The organism is Thermogemmatispora argillosa, from assembly GCF_059696725.1.
This window is the reverse complement of the sequence record NZ_AP019377.1, coordinates 5,340,747-5,364,514: the sequence shown is the minus strand read 5'-3', so window position 1 is coordinate 5,364,514 and position 23,768 is coordinate 5,340,747. Positions and strand designations below refer to the sequence as shown.

The window sequence follows — 23,768 nt, the reverse complement described above, 5'->3', positions numbered from 1 at the left end:
GAGAGGAGAGCACTCAGGGATGGGTCCAGGTATAAGTGCCCGTATCGTACTGCAACCCGTTCTTCTGATAGGTGAACGAGTAGGTGATCGTCTGCCCTGAACTCATCCCGCCAGCCGTGTATTGCCACTGGCCGGCGCTGCTGTTGTAGCTCATCTGCACGTTCTGCTGAACCTGTCCCGGAATCGTGTAGTGCAGGATCACATAGCCCGCCGTCCACCCGCTCGGCTGGAACCAGAAGAGCGCTTGAGTAGCACTCACGCTGTTCACCCCCTGGCTGAAGCCACTACCACCGGAGGGGGTGGGCGTCGGCGTGGGGGTGGCAGCCGAGGAGCCTACCGTATAGGTATAGGTGCCCGTATCGTACTGCAGCCCGTTCTTCTGGTAGGTGAACGAGTAGGTAATCGTCTGCCCTGAGCTGACGCCGCTAACCGTATACTGCCACTGGCCGGCGCTGCTGTTGTAGCTCATCTGCACGTTCTGCTGAGCCTGCCCCGGAACCGTATAGTGCAGGATCACATAGCCCGCCGTCCACCCGCTCGGCTGAAACCAGAACTGGACCTGGTTGCTGCTGATGGTCGTGGCGCCCTGAGTAAAGCCGCTACCGCTGCTAGCCGTCGGCGTTGGGCTGGGGGTAGGAGTAGCCGTCGGCGTGACCGCTGAACCGTTGGCGGTATAGACACGCACGTAGTCCACCAGCATAGGCACACCGGGCTGAGTAGCCGAAGTGGGGCCACCACCGAAGGCCGCCGGGAAGCCACCACCAATAGCTAGATCGAAGATGATGAAGAAGGCATGATCAACCGCATTGGCCCAGGTTGTGGCATCCACCTGGTTGGCGCTCACCGTAAAGTAGTTGTTGCCATCCAGGTACCAGCGGATCTGCTCCGGCGAGACGCTGCGATCGACAATCACCGTATAGGTATGGAAGCCAGTCTGGCAGCCGGGACAAGGCTTCTGGCCGCTGCCAATTCCATTCGGCTCATTGCACGGCCCACCGGGATAGGTTCCACAGTGGAAGGTCCCGAAGACCGAGCTGAGGCCATTGACATCCTCCATGATGTCGATCTCGCCATCCTTCGGCCAGTTATGGTCGGAGCGATAGGGCGTTCCCAGCATCCAGAAAGCGGGCCAATAGCCCAGGGCCGCATTGCCGGAGACATTGGGCTGCTGCAGCGAGGCAGTCACCTCCAGCTCACCGCCGGGAGGAGCGGCAAAGCTATCGTTGACCGTCTCAATGCGGCCAGAGGTCCAATTGCCATTGGCATCGCGCAGCGGCGTAATCGCCAGATGTCCATTGCCATCCAGCGACACGTTGGCCGTGCTATTGGTCGTCGTCTCGATCTCGCCGGTACCGTAGCCAGTACCGATATCGTAGATCCACTGTGAGGTATCCAGCGGGGAGCCTGCTGGTCCGTTAAACTCATCGCCCCACACCTGCGTCCAGGTGGCGGCATGGGCCTGCGGAGCAGTACGAGCCACAAAGACCAGGCCAGCCGAGAGACTGACCAGCAAGGCACAGATGGCGAAGAGGAGCCACTTGAAGGGTAACCGGCGGAAACCGGCACCAGAACGAGCAGACTCATCAACATCCCTGTGAACTCTACGCTGAGGTATCCGCATCCAGTACTCCTTTCTCTTGCGGAAGAGTAGTTCAGCTGCAACGCAGCTGAGCTGGCAGCACGCTCCTGATCGAGAGAGCATGAGACCAGCGCTGCCGGGGGCGCCCTGGTAGGCACCCGGCAAGCAGACGCAGCCGGGAGCGGTGCTGCAGTGCCGGCATCAGCCGCCATGCCGGCGATCGCGGCCAGTAGCCGCGGTGCTCTGGCCAGCCTTTCACCCCCTCACGCCCAGGTGGTACGCTGGCAAGCACTCAGTCACACCCTCCGTCCCAAGTCAGCCACCCATCCACCGAAATGGCCATTCCGCCTGTCGAGCAGCGGCAGAGAGGGCCGTAGATCACGATCGAAGCCGTAGCGCTGGCAGCCAGGCCGGCTTGGCTCCGGCTTGCAGTCAGCAGGCCCAGCTCAGAGGCCCTCTCGTGAAAGTAGGACAACAGTATGACAATACATACTGTTCTCCGGCAAAGCGACGCTTCCATGCGACGCCAACAGATCACACTGGCAGAGCAAACAAGCGTTAGCTGGGTAAAGCGCTCCACACGCTCAGCGCCGTCCCACGCGCAGGAGCGAGCGAGCTAGCGTCAGGCGGGTACACTTGACGCTCGTACCACCAGGCTTGTTTCGAGTTGTATATGAACGGTCCCGCCCGGGCGATAAGGAGCGGCGGACTCACGTAGCTGATGGTCGGAGCCATCGCTAGCAGCAGAGGGAGTCACAGCCTCGGGGTTCATCCCTGCCCCGGCGTGACACTCGCCCTCGCTGGCCCGTACGCGTGGCAGCAGATGATCGGGATCGACCATCTTCAACAGCAATTCGATCGCCTTCGCCCCCATCTGGGAGAACGGCTGACGCACGGTCGTCAGCGGGGGGCGAACATGGGACGAGACCAGATTATCATCGAAGCCGACCAGGGCAATATCCTGGGGGATCTGAATGCCCTGCTCCTCGGCTACCTCCAGGAAGCCATAGGCCATTTGATCATTGGCCACAAAGATCGCCTCGGGCCAGCGTGCCCGCTCGCGGGCAAACAACTCGCGGGCGCAGCGGCGGCCACTCGCGGGATCAAACTCGCCCTGTAGCAGCAGCTCGGGGTCAGGCTCCAGCCCGGCCTCGCGCAGCGCCTGACAATAGCCCTCGTAGCGCTCCTGGGCGCAGTAGTAGCGCTTTGGTCCCATCACATGGGCAATGCGCCGATAGCCCAAATCGAGCAGATGGCGGGTCGCCTGATAGCCGCCAGTGCGATTATCAACGCCCACCCAAGGGCAGGGGAAGCGCTCCGGCGGCTCCTGATCATTGATCATGACCATCGGCAGCCCGCGCTCAAAATGCTTGAGCAGATGAGGGGTTAAGTCACAGGGCAAAATGGCCAGCAGACCCGAGACCATGCGCAGAGACAAAATGCGATCGACGACGTCCGTATGGGTAGGATTTTCAAAATTGACGCTATAGAGGACCATCTCATAGGAGGTTCGCTCAATATACTCCGCCACCCCACGTAGCATCTCTGGAACCGCAGGCCAGGTCAGCGGCGGGGTCAAGACACCGACCAGGCGCGTCTTGCCTCCGGCCAGTCCTCTCGCTGTTACATTCGGGACAAAGTTATATTCACGCACCACCCGCATCACCCGCTCACGTAATTCCTGGCTGATGGCCGGATAATTGTTGAGGACACGCGAGACGCTCGATTTTGAGACCCCGGCAAGGCGGGCAATATCCTGGATGGTGAGTTTCTCATCCATTGCCGATCTCCTTGACAGCTAAGGCTCTTGACCTGGTTCCTGCGCGGGTGGTGCCGGCTTCTGGAACCGGTTTCTGGCGAAACTATAACATTGAAACCGGTTTCCGTCAAGACTTCCGGGACTTTTTTTTCGCAACATTTTCGAGACAGGGATTTATGAGAGCCGGGGTCGAGTGAGAGAGCTCCTGCGTGGGCGGGAAAAGAGGAGGAGAGATATGGGGAAGAGATGCCCCCTCTTGAGGAGAGGGCATCTCTGCTGCCCCGATTCCAGTGCGCTCACTCCGACAGATAGAGAGATGTGGATCTGCTGTAGACTGGTCTGGACCAGGGGCGGGTCGAGCAGGCAGCTTGCCCGTTCGACCCGCTAGACCTGATTGGTCCAATTGCCAGCTCCTGTGGCTTATGGGGTGCTGCAGGTTACGCCGTTCAGCGTGAAGCTCGTCGGCGGTGAGTTGGTGCCGTTCCAGGTGCCATTGAAGCCTGGGGCGCTGCCCAGCGTGGCCCCCGCGGGTATGGTGCCGTTGTAGGAGAGATTGGTAATGGTGACGGTGCTGCCTTGTTGGCTAAAGTTACCGTTCCAGCCTTGAGTAATCGTCTGCCCATTGGGGAAGGTAAATTTGAGCGTCCAGCCATTGATTGCGGTACTGCCGGTATTGGTAATTGAGATCATAGCCCCGAAGCCACCAGGCCATTGCGCGGTGATGACATACTGTACACGGCAGCTCAGTCCGCTGCCAGGTGTCGCTGTTGGCGTCGGGGTGACGGCTGTGGTTGGTGTCGGCGTCGGGGTGGCGGTCACGGTTGGCCGTGGTGTGGGTGTCGGCGTCGCCGTCGGTGTCGGGCTGGCCGTCACGGTAGCGGTGGGTGTCGTTCCGGGTGTTGGGGTGCTGCCTGTCCCCGGGCTGCCGCCGGACTTTTGCTGCTGATGCTGTGAGTGTTGCATGAAGATAGCCAGTTCGGGGGCGCCGTGGGTCACGCCGTAGATGCTGTCTGGGTTGCGTGCGACATACATCCAGAAGTTGTCTCCATCGGCGTCGTCTTGCTCCAGGGTGCTATAAAACATGGTCCACCAGCCTGTCCGGTTGCCAACGTCCGAACGGCTGTTGAATTCGCCGAGGATGAAAGGTTTGCCAACGACGTTATGGGAGTCGCTGACCCACTTGTTAATCACCTGCTGGGCCTGGCTCATGCTTAGGTTGGCCCAGCTCTCAGTCGGGTAGAAGTGGGCAGAAGTGAAATCGATATATGGAGATTGATGGATATATACGAAAGGATTCCCTGAGTTGCCGCCGTAGCCGTAGGCTGTTCCCTGGCCTTCCAGGCCTGTACCCAGCATGTGATTAGGGTCGATGCTCTTGATGAAGGCCCCCATTGTATCGACCCAGGCGCGCAGGGTGGTGCCGGTCGTACTCTCATCAGGGGTTGCGTTCTCGTAGCGAGGCTCGTTCATCAGCTCCCAGGCGAAGATTGTCGGTTCATCCTTGTAGGCGATGCCTGAGTAATGATTGACGTGGTTGAGGGCGTAGGATACGTAGTTCTTGTACTGTGTGAAGCAGCCAGGGCACTGCTGCTGGTTGAAGAAGCGCCAGCGGTTGGACTGACCGGTTGGCAAGCCCTCCCACTGCAGGCGTGTATCGATGCCGCCGTAGGCTTCCCAGTAGTTTTCGAAGACGGCGATCAGGCGAATGTTGTGCGCTTTGGCTGACTGAATGATGTAGTCAAATTCGTCGAATTCGGCGACGTTGTAGACTCCCTTAGCCGGCTCGAAGCCATGCCAGGTCTCGTGGTCGAACATCCAGGTGCGCACAACAGTAATGCCATCGCTCTGGGCATTACTAAAGTAGGCATCGATCGCTGCCTTATCCATGTACTTGTTTTCGATGTCGTCCTGGGTGCTGCTGCTGCTTCCGTCGCCGAAGGTAAAGATGTCGTAGCTATTGGCTCCGGCGTAGTAGAAGAGCTGGCCGTTGAGGCAGAAGTGGATGCCGCAGCGGGTGACGAAGCCGGAAGCCGCTTGAGCCGGATGGCGTGGGCTACTGATCAGCAGAATGCCGCTGATGGCGGCAAGAACGGTAATGGCTGCGCAGCTAAGCAGCGAGGGGAGGAGTCGGTGTACGAGCTTCTTGCTGCCGTTGGAAAACATGCTGCGTCCTTTCTTAGGGATGGTCCCCTATGGCATTCCTTGCTAGGGGAGAGCATAGAGCCGAGGGGATGAAAAAGCCAGAGCAGGTAGCGGACATTTGGCAGTCAGAGCCTTGACAGTCTGTCACTGCTGGTGGCCGCTATTGATCCTGGTGGCAGCAGTATCATCTGCCATTTGGGGCCTTGACGGCATGGCTAGCGATATCGTTCAATGGAGAACAGTGTCATCGCCTCTTTGCGAGCCGCAAGGGGCAGGCGCGCTGACCTCGACTCTCCTGAGCCAGGCGCTTGCGATGCTGGTGCAGGCCTACTGCTCTGAATGCAGGAAGCGAAAGGAGGAAGTTGCACATGTTGCATGAAGCAAACAGACGGGCGTCATCTGTGCTGATTGGTACGACTCTCCCGCGCCAGGACGGCGAGGCCAAGGTAAGCGGGCGTGCTCGCTACGCTGGGGACCGCTTGCCGGCTGGACTCCTCTCTGCTCGCCTGGTAACGAGTCCCTACGCCCATGCCTCTATTCGGCGCATCGATCCGTCGGCGGCCTTGTCTCTGCCAGGAGTAGTAGCTGTCTTTACTGCTGCCAATCTGGGTTTGCGGCCCTCAGATGGAAGTGTGCGTTCGCTAGAGCCATTGGCACGGACTGAGGTGTGCTGGTGTGGTCATCCTGTGGCGCTAGTCGTTGCTGAGACGGAGGCGCTGGCTGAGGATGGGGCTGCAGCGGTCGAGGTCGATTATGAGCCTTTGCCGGCGGTGCTTGATCCCGAGGTCGCTTGTCGTCCAGAGGCGCCACGTGCCTGCCTGGAGCGCGATTTCCGTGCGATAGTGCAACAGAGTCACACCCTCTTTCTTCCGCCGGGAGCTTCGCTAGCGGAGGAGGGTCTTTCTTCCAATGCTGCCGCCCTTCCACCGCTACGCATGGGCGAGATTGAGGAAGGGCTGCGGCAGGCGGACATCATTGTCGAGGGACATTACACGACTTCGCCGGTGCATCAATCCTATTTGGAGCCACAGACGGTCCTGGCTATCCCTGATCCACTCACGAAGCACTTGACGATCTACTCCAGCACGCAGGGGCTGCTCAATGTACGACAGGCGGTGGCTTTGGCCCTTGGACTGCCTGATCGGCAGATTCATGTGGAGCCGGTGCCGGTTGGAGGTGGCTTTGGCGGTAAAGAGGTGCTGCTTGAGCCCCTGGTAGCAGCGGCAGCTCTGCAACTACAGCGTCCGGTGCGCCTGGTCTACACGCGTCAGGAGGAGTTATTAGCCGGCAACCCGGCGCCGCAGACGGCGATCACTGTGAAGGTGGGGGCGCGCCGAGACGGCACGCTGACGGCCATCCAGGTGCGGATGATCCTTGATTCAGGCGCCTATCCTTATCCTCTTGCTGGGCTGAGTGGCTTCCATTTTAGCAACCTCTATCGCTGTCCCCATATCGATGTTCGCTGCTATTTAGTGCAAACCAACAAGCCTGGTAGTGCTGCCTATCGGGCCCCCACCGGCCCACAGGCGTATTTTGCCCTGGAGTCGACTATCGACGAGCTTTGTCGCAACCTTGAGCTTGATCCGCTGGAGTTTCGTCTGCGCCATGCGCTGCGCGAGGGTGACCCGCGTGTTCCGGGAGGGCAATGGCCACGTATTGGCCTGGTGGAGTGCCTGGAGGCGATTGGTCAGCAACGGCTGTGGAGGGAGCGCGAGCGCGCTCGCCACGAGCTGCCGGAAGAGCTACGCGGCTGGCGAGTGGGCATCGGTTTGGCGGCGGGTGGCTGGCCGGGAGCCACGGAGCCGGCGGCGGCGCTGTGTCGCCTGGAGAACGATGGCAGCGTCACGGTGATTGTTGGCAGTGTCGACATGTCAGGTTCCGATAGCTCTTTAGCTTTGATTGCGGCTGAGATTCTGGGCTTGCCGGCGCGGGCCGTCGCGGTGGTCCATGAGGGCACTGATACGATGCCCTACAGCGGCCTGACGGCTGGCAGCAAGACGACTTATGCTGTCGGTTCGGCTGTTCTGGCGGCAGCGCAGGATGCTCGGGAGCAAATTTTGACGATTGCTGCGGAGCTGTTGGAGGCCGCGCGCGAGGATCTCGAACTGCGCGATGGGCGAATCTCTGTCCGTGGTGCTCCCGATAAATATGTGACGCTGCAGCAGGTGGCCGCCAATTCGACTGGTTTTGGCGCTCGCTATGCCCCTGTCTTTGGCCGTGGCCGTTCAGCGAATGTGGCGTCAGGCCCGATGTTCGCTGTGCATCTGGCGAAGGTGGCGGTTGATCCCGAGACGGGCGAGGTACGGGTGTTGGACTACGTCGCAGCCCAGGATGTGGGTCGTGCGCTGAACCGCGCCGAGGTGGAGGGCCAGATCTATGGGGGAGTGGCTCAGGGCATCGGCTGGGCCTTGCTTGAGGGAATGGCCTATGGTGAAGAAGGCCAGTTGCTCACGGGAACGTTGATGGATTATGCCCTCCCGCATAGTCAGGATGTCCCTGCGATTACGCCGCTCATTATCGAGGTGCCCTGCGAGCTGGGGCCTTTCGGAGCCCGGGGAGCTGGCGAGCCGCCAGTGGTTCCAGTGGCTGCCGCTATCGCTAATGCTCTGCGCGATGCCCTTGGATTGCGCTTAACGGAGTTACCAATGACGCCCGAGCGTATCGTACGCGCCTGGCAGCAGGCCCGGGGTCGTGCTTTGTAGTGGTCCTCTGCCTCCCGCTGGCGCTACGGTCGCTTATTCACCCGCAGGCCGATCACGGGGAGAAGCCCAATCAGTCGCCGCAGACCGGGGGTATAGCTCCCCCCCTGCTAGCGCTGGTTGGGCCTTTCCCTGTTCTGCCACTTTCTGGCTCTGCTACTTCCTCATCTATCCCTTTTAGTACTGTCTGCAGGCTATGACTCGCCTCGCCGATGTCGCAGAGAGGCAGGCAGCAGGGCCATCAGCCCAAGCGTCGTTGCTAGTGGGTCAGAAGGCAGACTCGCTGATGGCGTTGGCGTAGGAGCGTAAGGTGAGCGTGGCAGTTGCTTTTCGATAAACTGGATATAAGAAGCTTTGCAGACGCGCGCCGGCTGATCGCCTGTTGCTACGCAAATGGCCGCGGTGAGATAGTTGGCAACGCCCAGAATATTCTTAGCGACAGGTGTACCCGGATCGGTGAGCTGGAGAGCGATATCGCGCTGGGACATCCCTGTGAGAATGCCCGGATCGAAGCTTTGACCACGTACAAGGTAGAGATTGGCGATGTCCAGGAATGGGATGCTGCCGTCAGGGTTGAGTGAAGCGATGATCTGCTGTTGCTCGACGGTCGGCCCTTCCAGGGGATGGCCTTCGCGGTCCTCTAGCTCAACTGGGGCGAAGTCCAGGTAGTCGCTTTGGTAGACACTCCCATGAAAGGTAAAGGTGGCGGTATTTGGATAGGCATCGGTATCGGAGGAGGTTGTCTCTGGCAGCTTGCTAAAGGTGCCAAAGCGATTGAGGGCCACGACAACTGGCCAGCGCTCTGCCGCACAGTAGGGACAGAATTCAGCGCCCCAGTAGAAGAACTCGGGCTTGCCGCTGGGGCCGCGCAGCATTGGGCGATCGGCAATGACGCGCAGAGGACTCGACAGGTTGCCGGTGCCTACCTTAGAGAACTGGCTATCGCCGATCAGGGCCAGATCGCTCATAACCTGGGGATCTGTGGGCACACGGCTGCTGCTCGTAGGACTGGTCGCACTCTGATGGGCGAGGACAACGAAGAGGCCAATTATCGCTCCAATGAGGATCAGTGCGCCGCCAACAAGCCACCAGCGATAAGCTCGCCAGGTTCTCGGTCCACGCCGCTGGTTCATGCGTCGGGTGCGCTTAGCAGGACTAGCGGAGGTGCCGGTTGCGGGCCCGCGTGAGCGCTGGGCCGAGGTCGGAGGGTTTGTCTGCTTCTTTGCCGCGGATGAAGACATAGTTCTCTCTTCCTTGATGCAGATAGTAGACTGTCCTTCCTTGAACAAGAGTGGCTGCCGCCTGCCAGGTCTCTGAGCTATCCTGACTGACGCGGAGCCGGGAACGCCATATTTATAAGGATATCCACATTATAGCATGAAGGCCCGCGCCGGCACTGCCCTGGTCACCTCGATCTGCTGCCTGCAGAGCACAAGATGATCCTCTCTCGCTTTTCCTGCCTGTCGACAATGAGAAGAAGCCTGGCCGCAAATGATGAGGGCGTCAGGGCGAGGTGATGCTGTCGCCCGGGAGAAAACTATCTCCCGTCGTGGAGCTGGCTCGGCTTGTCGCCTTCGACGTACTGAGAAAGGGCAGACAGGGCTGGCATGTTCTACGATAAGCGACCGCGCCATAAGCCAACCAACTCATCAATTTGACAGCTTCCTCACCCTGCAACCCGCTTGACTCTTCTCTCTGGGCCGCAGCCCAGTAGTGAGGTCTGTACAAGGCTTGCTAAGATGGTGCGCTGCCTGCGCTTTTCCATCCTGGCCTCTCCTTGGCGCCGACTCATTACGATGCCAGGCCAAGAGAGCGCCCAGAAACAAGCCCGGTTTCGGCTGTCTCTCTTCGTCCTCCCTACTCACTTGTGCTTGCCCCTTGGTCCCTGATGCTAAGGGTTGCGCCTACCCTACCCAGAGTAATCCGACTCGCGCATTTGCTGGTACAGACTGGAGGTGCTCAGTTGCCACCAGGGAGTAGCGCAGCGACGTAGAACGCGGGCGATTGCCTGGATTGCGGCGACTCCTTCTCTGGCCAGCCAGCGCTCTAGGGCGGCGGCACCCTCTTGGGCGTAGATAGCGATACCCTCCTGCCAGAGGGCCCGCCCGCAGACTACGCCGCAGAAGGGGACCCCGGCTTCGGCTGTCAGTTCCAACAGTTCGCAAACCGTGGCGGAGCTGTAGCCCGCACTCAGATACACGAGAGGCTTCGTGGTAGCCATCCCTACCATGCGAAGCTGCTCAATGGCTTCTTCGCGTGAATAAGCTGGGGTTGGAGCTTCACAGCTATGCAGTCCAGCGATGTAGGTCGGCACCACGGGCCACTCTATTTTCAGGACATCGACACCGTAACGTGGTTGGCCAAACTCTGCTACTGTGCGTGCGACGTAGGTCGGCTTCAGGCGCGCAAAATCCAGCTCAGCGGTCTCGCCAGCCAGTTCCTCGCCGGGGTAGACGAGCGGCTCCAGAAAAAAGGGAACCTCTAGAGCCTGGCACTCAGCTCCTATGCGCTCGACATATGCCTGCTTCACGCTATTGACTTGTGGGTTATCGAAGGGATTATAGTAGAGCAGGACCTTGACGGCCTGGGCGCCGGCCTCCACTAGCCGCCGAACGCTATAGTGTGGGATTACCTCGGGAGGCAGAATACGTCCATTGGCGCTATAGCCCGAGCGCTCGTAAGCGAGAATCACACCTGTGCCAGGGTGGCGTAGCGTCAGTGCCTCCAGGCCATATTCGGGGTCGAGCAGGACAGCGCTGGCATAAGGGGTCAGGACCTGCGTGACCAGGCGCTTGAAAGTACGCAGGTCGGAGGCGCTGGCCACTTCCTGAGAGCCGCGAGCTGCAGCCAGAGCTTGGGCCAGATTCGCTCGGTGATCAACAGCCAGGGCGATAATAATGCCATGCTCATCAGAGCAGGCCTGAAGCCGACTCCGCTTATCCTGCCTGGCGCCAGCGGCGCTGGCGCTTACGCCTTCCCTTTCCCTTCCATACACAGTGATCGCTCCTCCTTCGATAAAAGACCTCTCCATCTCGTTGCTACCTCACCTTGTTTGGCCCATGTTCTTCCGCTAGGCCACTTCGCGTAAGGAGACTGGACGATGCTCAAGCAGAGAGAGCTGAGCCGCCAGGGCAATGGCTACCGGAACACGGCCATCGTATCCGCTGACTGGCACTGGACGATCATCAAGCACGGCTTCGACAAAGGCTTGCAGCTCAGTGGCGAAGCTCTCGGCGTAGCGTTCCATAAAGAAGTGAAGGGGGAGATCGCGCCGCACGCTGCGGTGATCGCTGATCACCGCCGTATTGGGATAGGCATTATCGATGGCGATGCAGCCATCACTGCCAAACAGCTCGACGCGCTGGTCATAGCCATAGCTGGCGCGGCGGCTATTGCTGATGGTCGCGATGGCACCACTGGTAAAACGGAGCATTACAGCAGCGTGGGCAACGTCCCCAGCCAAGGCAATCTCAGGCTCATTCAGGCTATGAGCGAGGGCGAAGACCTCTTCGACTTCGCTGCCAAGCAAAAAGCGGGCCATGTCGAAATCATGGATAGTCATGTCGAGAAAGAGCCCGCCCGAGACCCGGAGATAGGCAGCCGACGGAGGAGCAGGGTCACGGCTTGTAATATGAAGCATCAAGGGTAGGCCAATCTCTCCCTGCTCAACGGCCTGCCTGACGCGGCGGAAATTGGCGTCAAAGCGCCGGTTAAAGCCCGTCTGCAGCTTGACCCCTGCTTGGGCAACGACAGCCAAAGCCCGGTCAATCGTTGCCAGATCAAGCGCTAGAGGCTTTTCGCAGAAGATATGCTTACGGGCTTGGGCAGCCTCTTCAATCAGCTGAGCATGGGTATTGGTTGGCGAACAGATCAGAACTGCCTCAATCCGGGGATCTGCCAGCAGCTCACGATAATCTGAGCAGAAGTGAGGAATACCATATTCGCTGGCACAGGATTCAGCGGCCTCCATAGAGGCATCGGCTACAACGAGCAAATGAGCACGCGGGATACGTGTTGTCAGATGGTGAGCATGGAGGCGCCCGATCCGTCCTGCACCGATCAAGCCGACGGTCAGTTTTTCAGCAGTCATCCCGTCATCCTCTCCTATTTCTTAGCTTGCCCGTCGTGTTGTTGGCTACCGCCAGCAGCACGGCGGGCATTGCATTTCTGAGATCAGCATCTTGCGCCTTCCTTAAGCCAGGCCTTGCTTGAGGGTATAGCCGCTGCTCGGGCTAGAGGCCAAGGTCGCGCAGGTACTGACGGTTACGCAGGGCACTGAGGTAGGGGCTGCCCATGCCCGGAAGTACATCCTGTTCGACGACAATCCATCCCTGATAGCCCCGGTTCAGGAGCCAATCCACTACGGCGGCGAATGGGACCGCCCCCTGTCCAAGCTCACAGAAGACCCCGCGACGCAGAGCAGTGAAGTAGTCCCATCCCTCAGAACGAGCCTGTTGGGCCACTGCCGGCGAACAGTCCTTAAAATGGACGTGCCAGATCCGTGAATCGAAGCGACGGAGGGCCTCCTCAATCAGCCCCGGCTCAGCGGAGCCGCTGCCATACAGATAGTGACCGGTGTCGAAGGTCAGACCGATAATAGTGGGATCGGTGAGATCCAAGAAGCGGGTGATCTCCTCGGGCGTTTCGACATAGCCAGCGCAGTGATGATGGAAGGCCGTACGCAGTCCTGTGCTTTCATAAACAGCGCGAGCAATCGTCTCGCTATTGCGTGTAAAGACCCGCCACTCGTAGGCATCTAGCCCTTGACTTGGGGAGATTCGTCCGGCGCAGGAGGTTCGCAGAGGATCACGGCCATTCTCATCGGCCAGCAGCAGCAGCGGTTTCCAGGTGTCTCCCTTGAGCTGAGCCACTGTAGCGAGTAGGTTAGCAGTGCGCAGAGCCTGATTAAGGCCCGCCTGCAGCGCGCCCGGTTCTTTGAGCATTACAGGAACGAAGGCCGCCACGAGCGTCAGTCCGCGCCTGCGCAGCTCTGCAGCCAGGCGCTCTGCCTCGGTGGGAAGATAGCCCCAATCACCCAGTTCGGTGCCTTCATAGCCACTGGCGCGCAGTTCGTCAAGCATCTGCTCCCAGGGGACTGTCGACCCTGGCGCCTCCTCAAACTCCAGCGTTCCCCACGAGCATGGTGCATTTGCCAGATAAATCCTCTCCATTGCCATGTCCTACCTACCTTGTAGCCACCAAACCAAAGAATCGATCCTAGATCAAGATCGCCTTCGAACCTCAGCGAACGATGCATTAGCTGTCGCGCATTACAGGCATCGCTCGCCTCTTGCCCTTCCAGCTCTGCGCGGCAACGAGCAGCGACTCGCTTCCGCCAACGACCAGAATCGCCCACTAGTTCCCTCTAGAGACGCGATACGAATAAGATCAGCCATGATTCCCGCCTCCTTTGGCCCAGCCCTTCCTCCTCGCCCTGATCCTGAAGGTCCTCATCTTGACCTCCAGGCAGACCCAGGGCGCTGCCCTCCCTTACAACCTCGCGCCTTTATGACTATAGGAAGTATCGTTCCTCAGCGCGCATTCTTTCCCACTCGCGGCGAGCGGCCTGAACCTGGGGATTCGAGCTCACCTCAGCCACAGCCACATCCCACCAACTCTCATAAGAGGGCACACTCTCGTAGCGATCGCACGGCACATAAATCACCGTTGTGCGCTCCAACGAGCGAGCGGTTTCCAAAGCGGCGATCACATCAGCCGTATTGCGACAGCGAATCACATAGGCCCCCAGACTACGAGCATTCTCGGCCAGATCGACAGGTAGCGGTGCCACCTCTGCGCCCGCCTCATCGCCAGGCAGAATACCATTGCGAGGATAGACGTAGCGTGTTCCAAAGCCACCCTGACCGAGCGAGCGGCTGAGCGAGCCAATACTCTTGAAGCCCTGATTATCGAAGAGCACAATCACCAGCTTATAGCCCTCCTGGATCGAGGTCACGATCTCCCCATTCATCATCAGATAGGAGCCATCGCCGACCAGGACATAGACCTCGCGTTCAGGAGCGGCCATCTTTGCCCCCAGGCCACCCGCAATCTCATAGCCCATGCAGCTATAGCCATACTCCAGATGGAACTGCTTGGGATGACGAGCGCGCCAGAGCTTATGCAAATCGCCGGGCAGGCTGCCAGCGGCACAGACCATGATTGCCTCTGGAGAGCCATATTCATTGATGGCTCCGATCAACTCGCCCTGGGAAGGAAGTGGCGCGTGACGCAGGCCGTAGATGCGCGTTACCTCGGCCTCCCACTCGCGATGCAGCCTCTCGGCGCACTCCCGATATTCAGGAGCGACCTGATAGCCCGCCAGCAGTGGCAGCAGCTCCTCCAGCGTTGCCCGGGCATCGCCCACCAGCGAGAGGGCCAGATGCTTTGCGGCATCGAACTCCGAGATATTGATATTGACAAAGCGTACAGCCGGATGACGGAAGGCCGTCTTTGAAGCCGTAGTAAAGTCGCTATAACGCGTACCGATTCCGATAATCAAATCGGCCTCGCGAGCCACACGATTAGCCGCAAACGTTCCCGTAGCGCCGATAGCACCCAGATTAAGCGGGTGGTCAAAGCGCAGGCTACCCTTGCCGGCCATTGTCTCCGCCACAGGAATTCCTGTCTCCGATACCAGGCGCTCTAGCAGAGAGCAGGCCTCAGCATAGATCACACCGCCGCCAGCAATAATCATTGGGCGCTCGCTGGCCCGAATCCATCTGGCGGCCTCCTCCAAGCGTCGTCGATCTGGGCGCGGACGAGGGATATGCCAGATCCGTTTACGGAAAAACGATTCAGGATAGGTATAAGCCTCCGTCTGGACATCCTGGGGCAAGGCCAGGGTCACTGCCCCTGTTTCTGCAGGGCTTGTCAGTACACGCATTGCCTCGGGCAAGCTTGTCAGTAGCTGCTCTGGGCGCGTGATACGATCCCAGTAACGACTGACCGGCTTAAAGCAGTCATTGACCGAGATATCCTGAGTATGCTCTGACTCCAACTGCTGCAGGACCGGGGCCACGTTGCGGCGAGCAAAGAAATCGCCAGGCAGCAGCAGAACCGGAAGCCGGTTAATAGTGGCCGTGGCCGCGCCAGTAACCATATTGGTAGCTCCCGGCCCGATTGAAGAAGTGCAGGCAAAGGTCTGTAAACGGTTCTTTACCTTCGCGTAGGCAATTGCAGTATGGACCATCGCCTGCTCGTTACGGGCCTGATAATAGCGAAAATCAGGCATCTCCTGGAGAGCCTGGCCAATGCCCGCGACATTGCCGTGACCAAAGATCCCGAAGCAGCCAGCAAAAAAGGGCTGCTCCACGCCGTCGCGCTCCACATATTGATTGCGTAGAAACGCAATCAGAGCCTGAGCCATTGTCATGCGTCGGCCAGCGTGCTCGCTCATAGTCTTCCTCCGGGTAATCAGCTCGCTCACAGTCAAGGTGACCATCAACAGCGAAGAGAGTGGGACAGGTAAAGTATGGCGAGAGGCCTGGGGTCCGCGCGGCAGCTTCCACCTATTCACTCAATCATCCCATTCCTGCCCCGCCAGCAGCCCTGTCGCGCCCTGGCTCTATCTGCCAGCCTTCTCCCTCTAGCGCAGGCCACTAGAGGCCACCATGCTCTTCAACAAAGGCCATCACCTCGGCATAAGTAGGCATAAAATCGGCACAGCCATGCCGTGTCACCAGGATCGCGCCGCAAGCGTTGCCGAAGCGCGCGGCGATATACCAATCCCAGCCCATCAACAAGCCATAGAGCAGACCTGCAGCAAAGGCATCGCCGGCGCCTAGAATATTCTGCACGCTCACCGGGAAACCAGGCACTTCCAGACAATCAGGGGAGGCATGCGAGTCAGCCGACCCCGCCAAATGCACCCGCGAACCTCGGGCGCCTCGCTTCTCCACGAGAGTACGCGGGCCTCGACGCAGCATCTCCCGAATCGCCTGCTCCACATCACCACTGACGCGCGCGTCGGAGATCTGAGAGTGGGCTACCTGGACCTGCCCGGGATCGCGCAGCATCGCCGCCTTAATCTCATCCTCGGTGCCGATTACCAGGTCAACCAGCGGCAAAACCGAGCGAATAGCCACCCCGAAGGCACGCTGGTCATGCCACTGATCGGGACGATAATCGACATCCAGCGCCACCATTGCTCCCAGCTCGCGGGCCAGTTCCGCCGCAAAAATCGTCGCGCTGCGGCTTGGCTCTTTGCTCAAGCCGGTACCAGTGATTAACAGCACGCGGCACGCCTCCAGCGGCGTCGCCAGCACATCATCGATCGTCAACTCCACATCGGCACAGTGGTCGCGATAGTAAGTCAGCGGAAAGCGATCTGGCGGCTGAATCCCCAACACCACAGCGCTGCTGCGGTAGCCAGGCTTGCGTACGATATAGCGCGTCTCGACTCCTTCGCGCTGCAAGAAGTGCAGGATAAAATTGCCGACCTGATCATCTCCTACAGCAGTTAAGAGCGCTGAGCGCAGTCCCAGCCGTCGGGCACCGACACAGATGTTTGTGGGGCAGCCGCCAACATAGGCCGCAAAGCTTTTGATTTCCTCGAACGGCGCTCCTATGTCATTCGAGTACAGATCCAGAGAGGAGCGGCCCATCGCGATGAGGTCATATGAGCACTGCTGCTGTTCCGGTCTCATCGGCGGTCCTCCCGTTCTTCAACACTAAACCATCCAGACGTCTGGCTAAGCAGTTGCTGGCTGTCGCAGGCTGGACACCTCCCCTGCTCCTGCTACGGTGTGGCGCGTCCCTGAGCGGAGCCGTTTCGCTCATGCTCCAGCCATTCCTGTGGTGGCGCAAGTAACGTTCAGCAGGGCTGATGGCGCCTTTTTTTGCGGGCGGCAGAATCCAGCCCATTCATAGCTTGCGCAGCCTGGCCCCGCCTTGTCTGCCTTACTACGCGCTGGCCTCGGGCGAAGAAGAGCAGGCTAGCCGTCTCCAAGCGCCTCTCACGTGTATCCCCCAGCTCCCGTCAGGCATACAGCCCTTCGCCCACCTCATCTTTGGCAGCAAGCAGCCTGCTTGATCCGTCCTGCGGACAAGCGTCTGTAAGGCTAAGCGGTCAAGCTTCTAAACCCAGGAACACATCTCGCGCTTGACTTCCGCAAAGGCGCAGCCAGCTCCCTGGGGACTTCTTCAACCTGCCGTTCTAGAGGCGGGCGGCCTATCGGGCGAGGTTGGTGGTGGAGCAGTGCTCTCACGCACCACCAGCGTTGGAGCGAGCACATGGTTATGTCCTTCCTGCTCATGCAGCAGATCAAGCAGCACCTGCATGGCCAGACGACCAAGTTCGATGCGTGGTTGGCGCACCGTCGTTAGCGGTGGAATGATGCAATTGGCCATTTCGATATCGTCGAAGCCGGCCACACTCAGCTCACGCGGCACCGCTATCCCGCGACGGTAGCAGGCCATCAAAAGGCCGATCGCCATCATATCATTCTGACAGAAGGCCGCAGTGACCTTAGCATCAAGCAGGCGCTGGAGCGCCCGGCGCCCACACAATACATCCTCCTGGGGAGAAGCTTCCTCCGCCTTCATAATCGTCACCCACTCGTCCCGCGGAGCCAGGCCGGCATCCGCCAGAGCAGCCCGATAGCCTTCCAGGCGCTGGCGACAGGAGCGTGGGCGGCTGCTTGTACCCACATAGCCAATGGCGCGATGCCCGAGAGCCAGCAAATGCTCAACAGCCAGCCGCGCTCCCAGCACATCATCGACTGCCACCCAATGCAGCAGCTCGTACTGCGATTCGGCCTGACTATTGATCAGCACCGTCGGCACGCGAATCTGGTCCAGGCGCTGCTTGTATGCGCCCGTCATACGCGATGAAGCCACCAAAATGCCATCAACACGCCGGCGGTGAAAGGTTTCGATCACCGCGATCTCCTGCTCAGGATCATTATGAGTGGCGCTCAAGAAGACACTCAGGCCAGCAGAGCGCGCAACCTCTTCGATCCCGCGTACCACCTCACTTAAGAACGGATCAGCGATTGAGGTCACCGCCAGACCGATCGTCTGGGTCCGACGCGTTTGGAGGCTCTGGGCGATGGCGTTAGGAGTGTAGCCCATTTCCAGAGCCAATTGCTGGATACGCTTGCGAGTCTCTTCGCTGATCAGGGGGCTATCGCGTAAGGCCCGCGAGACGGTGGTATGGGAGACGCCAGCCACACGCGCGATATCGGCAATTGAGACCTCACGCGAGCGCTTCGCGCCAGCCGGGCGAGGAGCGGCGGCAAGCGGGCCATGTGGAGTATTCACAGTGCTCCTGTTCCTCCTGAGCATTAGGGTGAGCTGGGCTGCTCTGGCCTGGATGTTTGCACACGTGTGCATTAGCAGTATAGTGGATGGCCTAGGTGGCTGTCAAGGGGGAGTGGCCCTCGTGTGATTGCATAGCTGTTTTTCTTGAGGAAGAGTGTGCTATCCTGAAGAGGTGGGTTTTTTAGGAGTAGGACCAAGCAGAAGAGAAGAAGAGAGAGGAGCTATGCACACTGTTTGCGTGGAGGCCAGAAGTATTCTCACGCCGCAGCGCGGGGGATTTTTAGTCACGCCTCCTTATCCGTTCACGCACGCTCTGTCGGCTTATATCGGCTGTGCTTATGGCCAGACAGCCTGCGGCCAGTACTGTTATGCGCGCTTTTTACCCAACTGGATTGCTGCTGGTCTGGGTGCTCCCTGGGGCCTGGCCGTACAGGTCAAGGTTAACGCGCCCGCGCTGCTCGAACGCGAGTTAGGCCGCATGTCTCCTGAGCGACGCCGCCGCCTGCGCATTTTTATGAGTACGACCACTGATCCATACCAGCCGCTGGAACGGCGCTATCAGGTGACACGTCGCTGCCTGGAGGTCTTCGCTGCCTTTACTGACCTCGACCTGCTGGTAGTGCAGACACGCTCGCCGCTGGCGGAGCGCGATCTTGATTTGCTGCGGCAGCTTCCCTACGCCTGGTTATCGGTCACTATCGAGACGAATGACATGGCCTATCTGCAGCGCTTGCAGGGAGGGCCACCGCTGGAGCGACGCTGGCAACTGGTACGCCAGGCCAGTCGCCTGGGGGTAAGGACACAGATTACAATTAGCCCTTGTCTGCGTTTTACTGATGTCAAGGCTTTCGGGGAGCGGCTCCTTGAGAGCGGGGCTCGCCGCCTGGTAGTGGATACGGTCGAGGGTGATGGAGCCAGTGGTGAGCGCACAGCTCGCACGCCTTTTGCTCGTCAGGAGCCTGCCTGGTCGGATACCCAGCCCGCGCGTGAGCTTTATGCATACCTCTGCGCTCATAGCTCTAGGTGCGGTGTGGCTGTCGGCTGGGGTGCAAGTGGCTTTTGCGGGATTGCTCCCCGTCAGCAGCCAGCCTAGCTTGTGCTCACTGTAGCAGAGCAGGTGAAGAGGTTCTTTCTCTTCCCTTTTTCCGGCGGCAGCGTGTTGCTGCCTGCCTTGTGCAGGTGGGCCAGGGTGCCTGTCGAGCACTTGGAGAAGAGGCTTTTCTCTGGCTCATTTTTACACCGAGATGGTCAAGCATTCGACTACAATGGGGAGCTGGTCCTGAGAGGGCAGGAATGGCATTGCTGTTCTTGGCTCTTCTCCGACCAGCCAGTTAGGAGGCACAGCCGTGGCCGAGCTGATCAGTACGAGTAGCTTCGCCAGCGATGGAGAGCAGCAGGCCGCTCAGGTTCTGCGCGAGGGGCTTCCCTCTTCATGGTTGGTTATTTGCAACAAGATTCTTCCCGCCCCTAATGACAGATCGTTTGAAATTGATTTTCTGGCCATCGGTGAACGCTGGGCCTTTGTCATTGAGGAGAAATCTTGGGGCGGTTTGCTGCGCGGCAATGAGGAGTTCTGGATTCGCGCTGATGGCTCGTCGGAGCCTAGCCCGCTGGCCAAGGTTGATCTGGTGTCCAAGCTCTTGGCTGGTTATCTAAAGCAGCGTTTTCCTTCTCTGAAGAGCGGTGGGCATTGTGTCCGCGGGGCCGTGTTGCTTTCTTCTCCGAGCGCCCAGCCCCAGATTCACGATATCCGGGCAACTACGGCCTTGTTCAGATTAGACGATATCTGCGCGCGTCTGCTGGAGTTGGATAGAGAGCATGGTAATCCTATGCTGGGCCAGTTGCATACGCAGCTCCGCACGGCCCTGACGGGTCTGCCAACGCGTCCCCCTATCCCGCGTCGCATTGGCGAAGTGCTTCAGATCGAAGAGGTGGAGCGGGTACGTCCGAAGCTCTATCGCTGCCGCGCAGTGGAGAAGGTTTCTGGAGCCGACCGGCCTCGCATTGTTATGCTCTATGAGCTGGATCATGATCCCTTGGAGCAGCAGGCGGCGAAGGAATTCTACACACGGACCTATAAGGCGTTAGGGAAACTGCAGTCGACAGGTCTGGTGCCGTGGGCCGAGACCCCCTTCGAGTGGTCCAGCACGTTCATGGTGGTGCCTATCGTGCCCCCCGAGGGTCGGGCACTGAGCACGCTGCCTTTGCCGGAGACGCGCGAGGAGTTTTTACAAGAGCTGCAGATGGCAGGCGCAGCCTTTCGAGGGCTGGCTCAGATCCATGCTCAAGGCGTGCTTCATCGCGCCTTGACCCCCGCCGCGCTGATCGTGCAGTTTCCAAAGGGTCAGGCTCCTCGCGTGCTGTTCAGTGATTTTTATGCGGCCCGTGTGGGTGGCGGGGTATCGATCGCCGCTAAGCTGGATGCTACGGCTGTGGATGATCGCTACGCTGCCGAGGATGTGCTGATTGGCTACGAGTTTGCCTCGGAATATACGGATACTTTTAGTCTGGCTCTGGTTATGCTTGAGCGCCTCGCGGGCGCTCCTATTTCTGTGCTGCGGCCTTCAATTAATGAGCCGCCGCGTCTGCCAGATGCTCCCCGCTGGGAAATGTTCCTTTCGCCTGAGCAGTCGGCTGCTCTCTCGGAGTTGTTCCGCTCGGTACTGCTGCCCTCCAAGCAGGCAGCCCCTCTAAGGGCTGAGGAGGTGGCGCGTCGTCTGGAGGAGCTTCTGCGCCAGGCTCAGCAGGCGGAGGTTAGTGAGCTACCTCAAACGCTGCTCAACGGTGAATTCGTTGTTCATCGTTTACTCGGTCAGGGATCAACGGCCCGTACTTATCTGGTAAGCTATAAGGACTTGCCTGGGCTGGGCCAACTGGTGCTGAAGCAGTTCTTGAATCCAGCTCTCGTCTATGATCAGGCCGTTCAAGAATACAAAGCGCTTAAGGATATCAAGAGCAAATATTTTCCAACGATTAGGAAAATCTACAAGCCGGAGGAAGATGCTCATATTGAAATGGAGTACATCCCCGGCCCGACGCTGCAGCAGCTTGAGGAGGAGTTTCCCTGGCCGCTGGAACGCTGGTGGCCCTTTGCTCAGGACCTGCTCCGCGCATTGGAGGTCTTGGAGGAGCGGAGCATTCTCCACCGCGATATCAAGCCCGCTAATATTATTCTGCATGAGGTTGATCAGCATCCGGTTCTAATCGATTTCGGGTTCGCGATTCGCCAGGGCGAGGAGCGGAGCTTGGCCGGTACGCCGCTCTATCTGCCACCCGAGGCGCTGACCGCCACCAGTCCCCCTGCCGATTGCGATCGTTATGCAGCGGCGGTAGTGCTTTTTAAGGCCCTGATCGGTCAGCTACCCTTTTCTTACGCCAAGGATGGTCAGCGCCTCTTGCGTGCGGTGGAGGAATTGCCCATCACAGATGAGCAGGTGCGGCGCCTGGCAACGGTCCTGCTTGGTGCGCTTGATCCAGATCCAGCGCGGCGACCGTCCAGCGCCCGCCAGCTTCTGAGCGAGCTGGAGCAGGCCAGGTTAGCCGCGGTGGTGGCAGAGGAAACGGCTCCAGTGCTTGAAACCGACCAGGAGCGAGCGGCCCAGATCAATCCCTGGGTGGAGCAGGTGCGGGGTCTCTATCGCAAGAGCGCCAGCGGGAATGCTGATAACCGCGGTCTAGACAGCGACTTCGTGCGCCGGACCTATGTGCCAACGGCTCTTGATAATAAGTTGCTCCCGCTGGTATTGAAGCAGCGTCCGCTTGCGCTTTTCCTTTCGGGCAATCCTGGCGATGGTAAGACAGCATTCTTAGAGCAGGTGCGTCAGAGGCTTGTTGAGCTAGGCGCGAGGCCCGTCGAGGAGCGTTCTGATCAAAGTGGTTGGGAGCTGGTCTATGAGAACCATGTCTTTCGCAGTTGTTATGATGCTTCCGAGGCGCACCGCGGGCTAAGTGCTGATGAGCAGCTTACGCGTCGGCTGCAGGGACTGGAAGGCTCAGAGCGTCCGGCAGTGGCGCTGACGGTGTTGGTGGCTATCAATGATGGTCGCTTAGCCGATTATTTTGAGCGCTATGGGGAGCGCTTCGCCTGGTTGAAAGCGCAGTTGCATCAGACACGCCGTAGCCAGTCGTTGCGGGAGCAGGATGTCTGGCTGGTGGATTTGAAGCGGCGTGCCTTTGTGACTTTGCCAGGCGAGCAGGAGAGTTCGCTTTTTCGCCGTGTGCTGGATAGACTGGTGGCAAAGGAACATTGGAAGATCTGCCAGCATTGCACCGCTGAGGCTATCTGTCCGATTTATCAGAATGCGCGGACATTGCGGCGGAATCGCACTAAGCAGCGTCTAGAGTTCCTTTTGCTCCTACATCATTTGCGTCATCAGCGCCATGTGACGATGCGCGATTTGCGTTCTGCTCTGGCTTACTTGATCACTGGCAATTTAAGCTGCCGCGAGGTCCACGTGGCACGCCAGAGTGAGGATGGCGGGGCCTCTTTGATTGAGCGGGCTTGCTGGCAGAGCGCCTTTGCGCCGGCGGAGGCTGATGATGAGCTGCTGCGTGATCTGCGTGTGCTTGATCCGGCGCGCTTTCCTCAGCCTCACCTGGACCGCTTCTTGCATTTCCATCAGGGGTCAGGGGATAGCTTGCTGCGCACTGAGTTGATGGCCGATGGTAAAGATTTGCCACGCCAGCGCTTCCGCGAGGAGCGTGATTGGTTGGCTGCTTGGAAGCGCCGCCTGTATTTCTACGGTCCGCGCCTGGATGAGGAGGTTTCTCGTCCTGAGCTGCCTGCTGTGCGTTGGCCCGAGCTCCTGCCGTATCGCTATGCTCTGTTGTACTTGCAGTTGCTGAAGGGCGAGCAGGAGCAGTTGGAGGAGGCACGCCGCAAGCTGGCCCTTGGTATCTTGCGTTCGGATGGGATCAATGCCGATCTGCCAGGTGGCTATTTGAGTGTGGTGGTGCGCGCTTCGGAGGAACAGCAGCTGATTATTCTGAAGCAGCTTCCGCTGGAGCAGTTCATTCTGGAGCCGGTTGGAACGAGCGCGAATGAGGTAGTTGAGACGCTGCCTGAGTTTCTGGTGTTGCGACATTGTTCGGGAACGCCTCGCCTGGAGATTTCTCTTGATCTGTTTGAGCTGCTGCTGCGCCTGGCGGATGGCCTGCAGCCGGAGGCCGTCGAGTTGCAGCCTCTGCTAGAGGATCTGCGCCATTTCAAGCACGCAGTGCTGTTGATGGAAACGCGCGACCTGGTTTTGATCGAGAACGGCAAGCGTTTGCATCTCCTGACGCAGCGGGAGGGTAAGGTCGTCAGAACAGCTATTGCTTGACCCGA

13 protein-coding genes are annotated in these 23,768 nt (G+C 59.3%); 3 read left to right on the top strand and 10 right to left on the bottom strand.

The window, feature by feature from the left end; translation table 11 throughout:
• Positions 1 to 13 precede the first annotated feature (13 nt).
• The 3 genes from AC6H1L_RS20895 to AC6H1L_RS20885 all read right to left on the bottom strand — a co-directional run bounded on the left by AC6H1L_RS20895 (position 14) and on the right by AC6H1L_RS20885 (position 5,501).
• On the bottom strand, positions 14 to 1,621 hold the full coding sequence (locus AC6H1L_RS20895) for a glycoside hydrolase family 16 protein (protein WP_497599383.1): 1,608 nt from the start codon (positions 1,619 to 1,621) through the stop codon (positions 14 to 16).
• A 580-nt stretch (positions 1,622 to 2,201) separates the two neighbouring features.
• A complete protein-coding gene (locus AC6H1L_RS20890; protein ID WP_497599382.1) occupies positions 2,202 to 3,359 on the bottom strand; it encodes a LacI family DNA-binding transcriptional regulator in 1,158 nt (385 codons plus the stop codon).
• A 399-nt stretch (positions 3,360 to 3,758) separates the two neighbouring features.
• Positions 3,759 to 5,501: a cellulose binding domain-containing protein gene (locus tag AC6H1L_RS20885; RefSeq protein ID WP_497599381.1), complete on the bottom strand. Its 1,743-nt coding sequence runs from the start codon at positions 5,499 to 5,501 to the stop codon at positions 3,759 to 3,761.
• 347 nt (positions 5,502 to 5,848) lie between these two features.
• On the opposite strand from AC6H1L_RS20885, the gene AC6H1L_RS20880 reads away from it, so the two are divergent.
• The gene (locus AC6H1L_RS20880; RefSeq protein ID WP_497599380.1) at positions 5,849 to 8,182 is read left to right on the top strand and encodes a xanthine dehydrogenase family protein molybdopterin-binding subunit; all 2,334 of its coding nucleotides are present in this window, start codon (positions 5,849 to 5,851) and stop codon (positions 8,180 to 8,182) included.
• Positions 8,183 to 8,373: 191 nt separating this feature from the next.
• Here AC6H1L_RS20880 and AC6H1L_RS20875 read toward each other — a convergent pair whose 3' ends face one another.
• The 7 genes from AC6H1L_RS20875 to AC6H1L_RS20845 all read right to left on the bottom strand — a co-directional run bounded on the left by AC6H1L_RS20875 (position 8,374) and on the right by AC6H1L_RS20845 (position 18,442).
• Positions 8,374 to 9,420 carry a DUF929 family protein gene (locus AC6H1L_RS20875; RefSeq protein ID WP_497599379.1) on the bottom strand — a complete coding sequence of 349 codons (1,047 nt, stop codon included), beginning with the start codon at positions 9,418 to 9,420 and terminating at the stop codon, positions 8,374 to 8,376.
• 668 nt (positions 9,421 to 10,088) lie between these two features.
• The gene (locus AC6H1L_RS20870; RefSeq protein WP_497599378.1) at positions 10,089 to 11,210 is read right to left on the bottom strand and encodes a tagatose 1,6-diphosphate aldolase; all 1,122 of its coding nucleotides are present in this window, start codon (positions 11,208 to 11,210) and stop codon (positions 10,089 to 10,091) included.
• Positions 11,211 to 11,249: 39 nt separating this feature from the next.
• A complete protein-coding gene (iolG, locus tag AC6H1L_RS20865) occupies positions 11,250 to 12,269 on the bottom strand; it encodes an inositol 2-dehydrogenase (protein ID WP_497599377.1) in 1,020 nt (339 codons plus the stop codon).
• A 142-nt stretch (positions 12,270 to 12,411) separates the two neighbouring features.
• The gene (locus AC6H1L_RS20860) at positions 12,412 to 13,356 is read right to left on the bottom strand and encodes a TIM barrel protein (protein ID WP_497599376.1); all 945 of its coding nucleotides are present in this window, start codon (positions 13,354 to 13,356) and stop codon (positions 12,412 to 12,414) included.
• Positions 13,357 to 13,691: 335 nt separating this feature from the next.
• Positions 13,692 to 15,578 (bottom strand): 3D-(3,5/4)-trihydroxycyclohexane-1,2-dione acylhydrolase (decyclizing), encoded by a 1,887-nt coding sequence (iolD, locus tag AC6H1L_RS20855; RefSeq protein ID WP_497599375.1) that lies wholly within the window; start codon positions 15,576 to 15,578, stop codon positions 13,692 to 13,694.
• Between the two features lie 202 nt (positions 15,579 to 15,780).
• The gene (gene iolC, locus AC6H1L_RS20850; protein ID WP_497599374.1) at positions 15,781 to 16,827 is read right to left on the bottom strand and encodes a 5-dehydro-2-deoxygluconokinase; all 1,047 of its coding nucleotides are present in this window, start codon (positions 16,825 to 16,827) and stop codon (positions 15,781 to 15,783) included.
• 496 nt (positions 16,828 to 17,323) lie between these two features.
• Complete coding sequence (locus AC6H1L_RS20845; RefSeq protein WP_497599373.1) at positions 17,324 to 18,442, bottom strand: LacI family DNA-binding transcriptional regulator; 1,119 nt, start codon at positions 18,440 to 18,442, stop codon at positions 17,324 to 17,326.
• Between the two features lie 223 nt (positions 18,443 to 18,665).
• Here AC6H1L_RS20845 and AC6H1L_RS20840 point away from each other — a divergent pair, with 223 nt between their 5' ends.
• Both AC6H1L_RS20840 and AC6H1L_RS20835 read left to right on the top strand, forming a co-directional pair.
• Positions 18,666 to 19,535 (top strand): SPL family radical SAM protein, encoded by an 870-nt coding sequence (locus tag AC6H1L_RS20840; protein ID WP_497599372.1) that lies wholly within the window; start codon positions 18,666 to 18,668, stop codon positions 19,533 to 19,535.
• Positions 19,536 to 19,788: 253 nt separating this feature from the next.
• Entirely contained in the window at positions 19,789 to 23,763 is a 3,975-nt protein-coding gene (locus tag AC6H1L_RS20835; protein ID WP_497599371.1) for a protein kinase domain-containing protein, read from the top strand.
• The last annotated feature ends 5 nt before the right edge of the window (positions 23,764 to 23,768 follow it).

Excerpts from the sequence above, each read along its gene's own strand:
- AC6H1L_RS20870 (WP_497599378.1), bottom strand. The coding sequence starts at position 11,210 with ATGGAGAGGTCTTTTATCGAAGGAGGAGCGATCACTGTGTATGGAAGG.
- iolC (WP_497599374.1), bottom strand. The coding sequence starts at position 16,827 with ATGAGACCGGAACAGCAGCAGTGCTCATATGACCTCATCGCGATGGGC.
- AC6H1L_RS20885 (WP_497599381.1), bottom strand. The coding sequence starts at position 5,501 with ATGTTTTCCAACGGCAGCAAGAAGCTCGTACACCGACTCCTCCCCTCG.
- AC6H1L_RS20860 (WP_497599376.1), bottom strand. The coding sequence starts at position 13,356 with ATGGCAATGGAGAGGATTTATCTGGCAAATGCACCATGCTCGTGGGGA.
- iolG (WP_497599377.1), bottom strand. The coding sequence starts at position 12,269 with ATGACTGCTGAAAAACTGACCGTCGGCTTGATCGGTGCAGGACGGATC.
- AC6H1L_RS20880 (WP_497599380.1), top strand. The coding sequence starts at position 5,849 with ATGTTGCATGAAGCAAACAGACGGGCGTCATCTGTGCTGATTGGTACG.
- AC6H1L_RS20875 (WP_497599379.1), bottom strand. The coding sequence starts at position 9,420 with ATGTCTTCATCCGCGGCAAAGAAGCAGACAAACCCTCCGACCTCGGCC.
- AC6H1L_RS20895 (WP_497599383.1), bottom strand. The coding sequence starts at position 1,621 with ATGCGGATACCTCAGCGTAGAGTTCACAGGGATGTTGATGAGTCTGCT.
- AC6H1L_RS20890 (WP_497599382.1), bottom strand. The coding sequence starts at position 3,359 with ATGGATGAGAAACTCACCATCCAGGATATTGCCCGCCTTGCCGGGGTC.
- AC6H1L_RS20840 (WP_497599372.1), top strand. The coding sequence starts at position 18,666 with ATGCACACTGTTTGCGTGGAGGCCAGAAGTATTCTCACGCCGCAGCGC.
- iolD (WP_497599375.1), bottom strand. The coding sequence starts at position 15,578 with ATGAGCGAGCACGCTGGCCGACGCATGACAATGGCTCAGGCTCTGATT.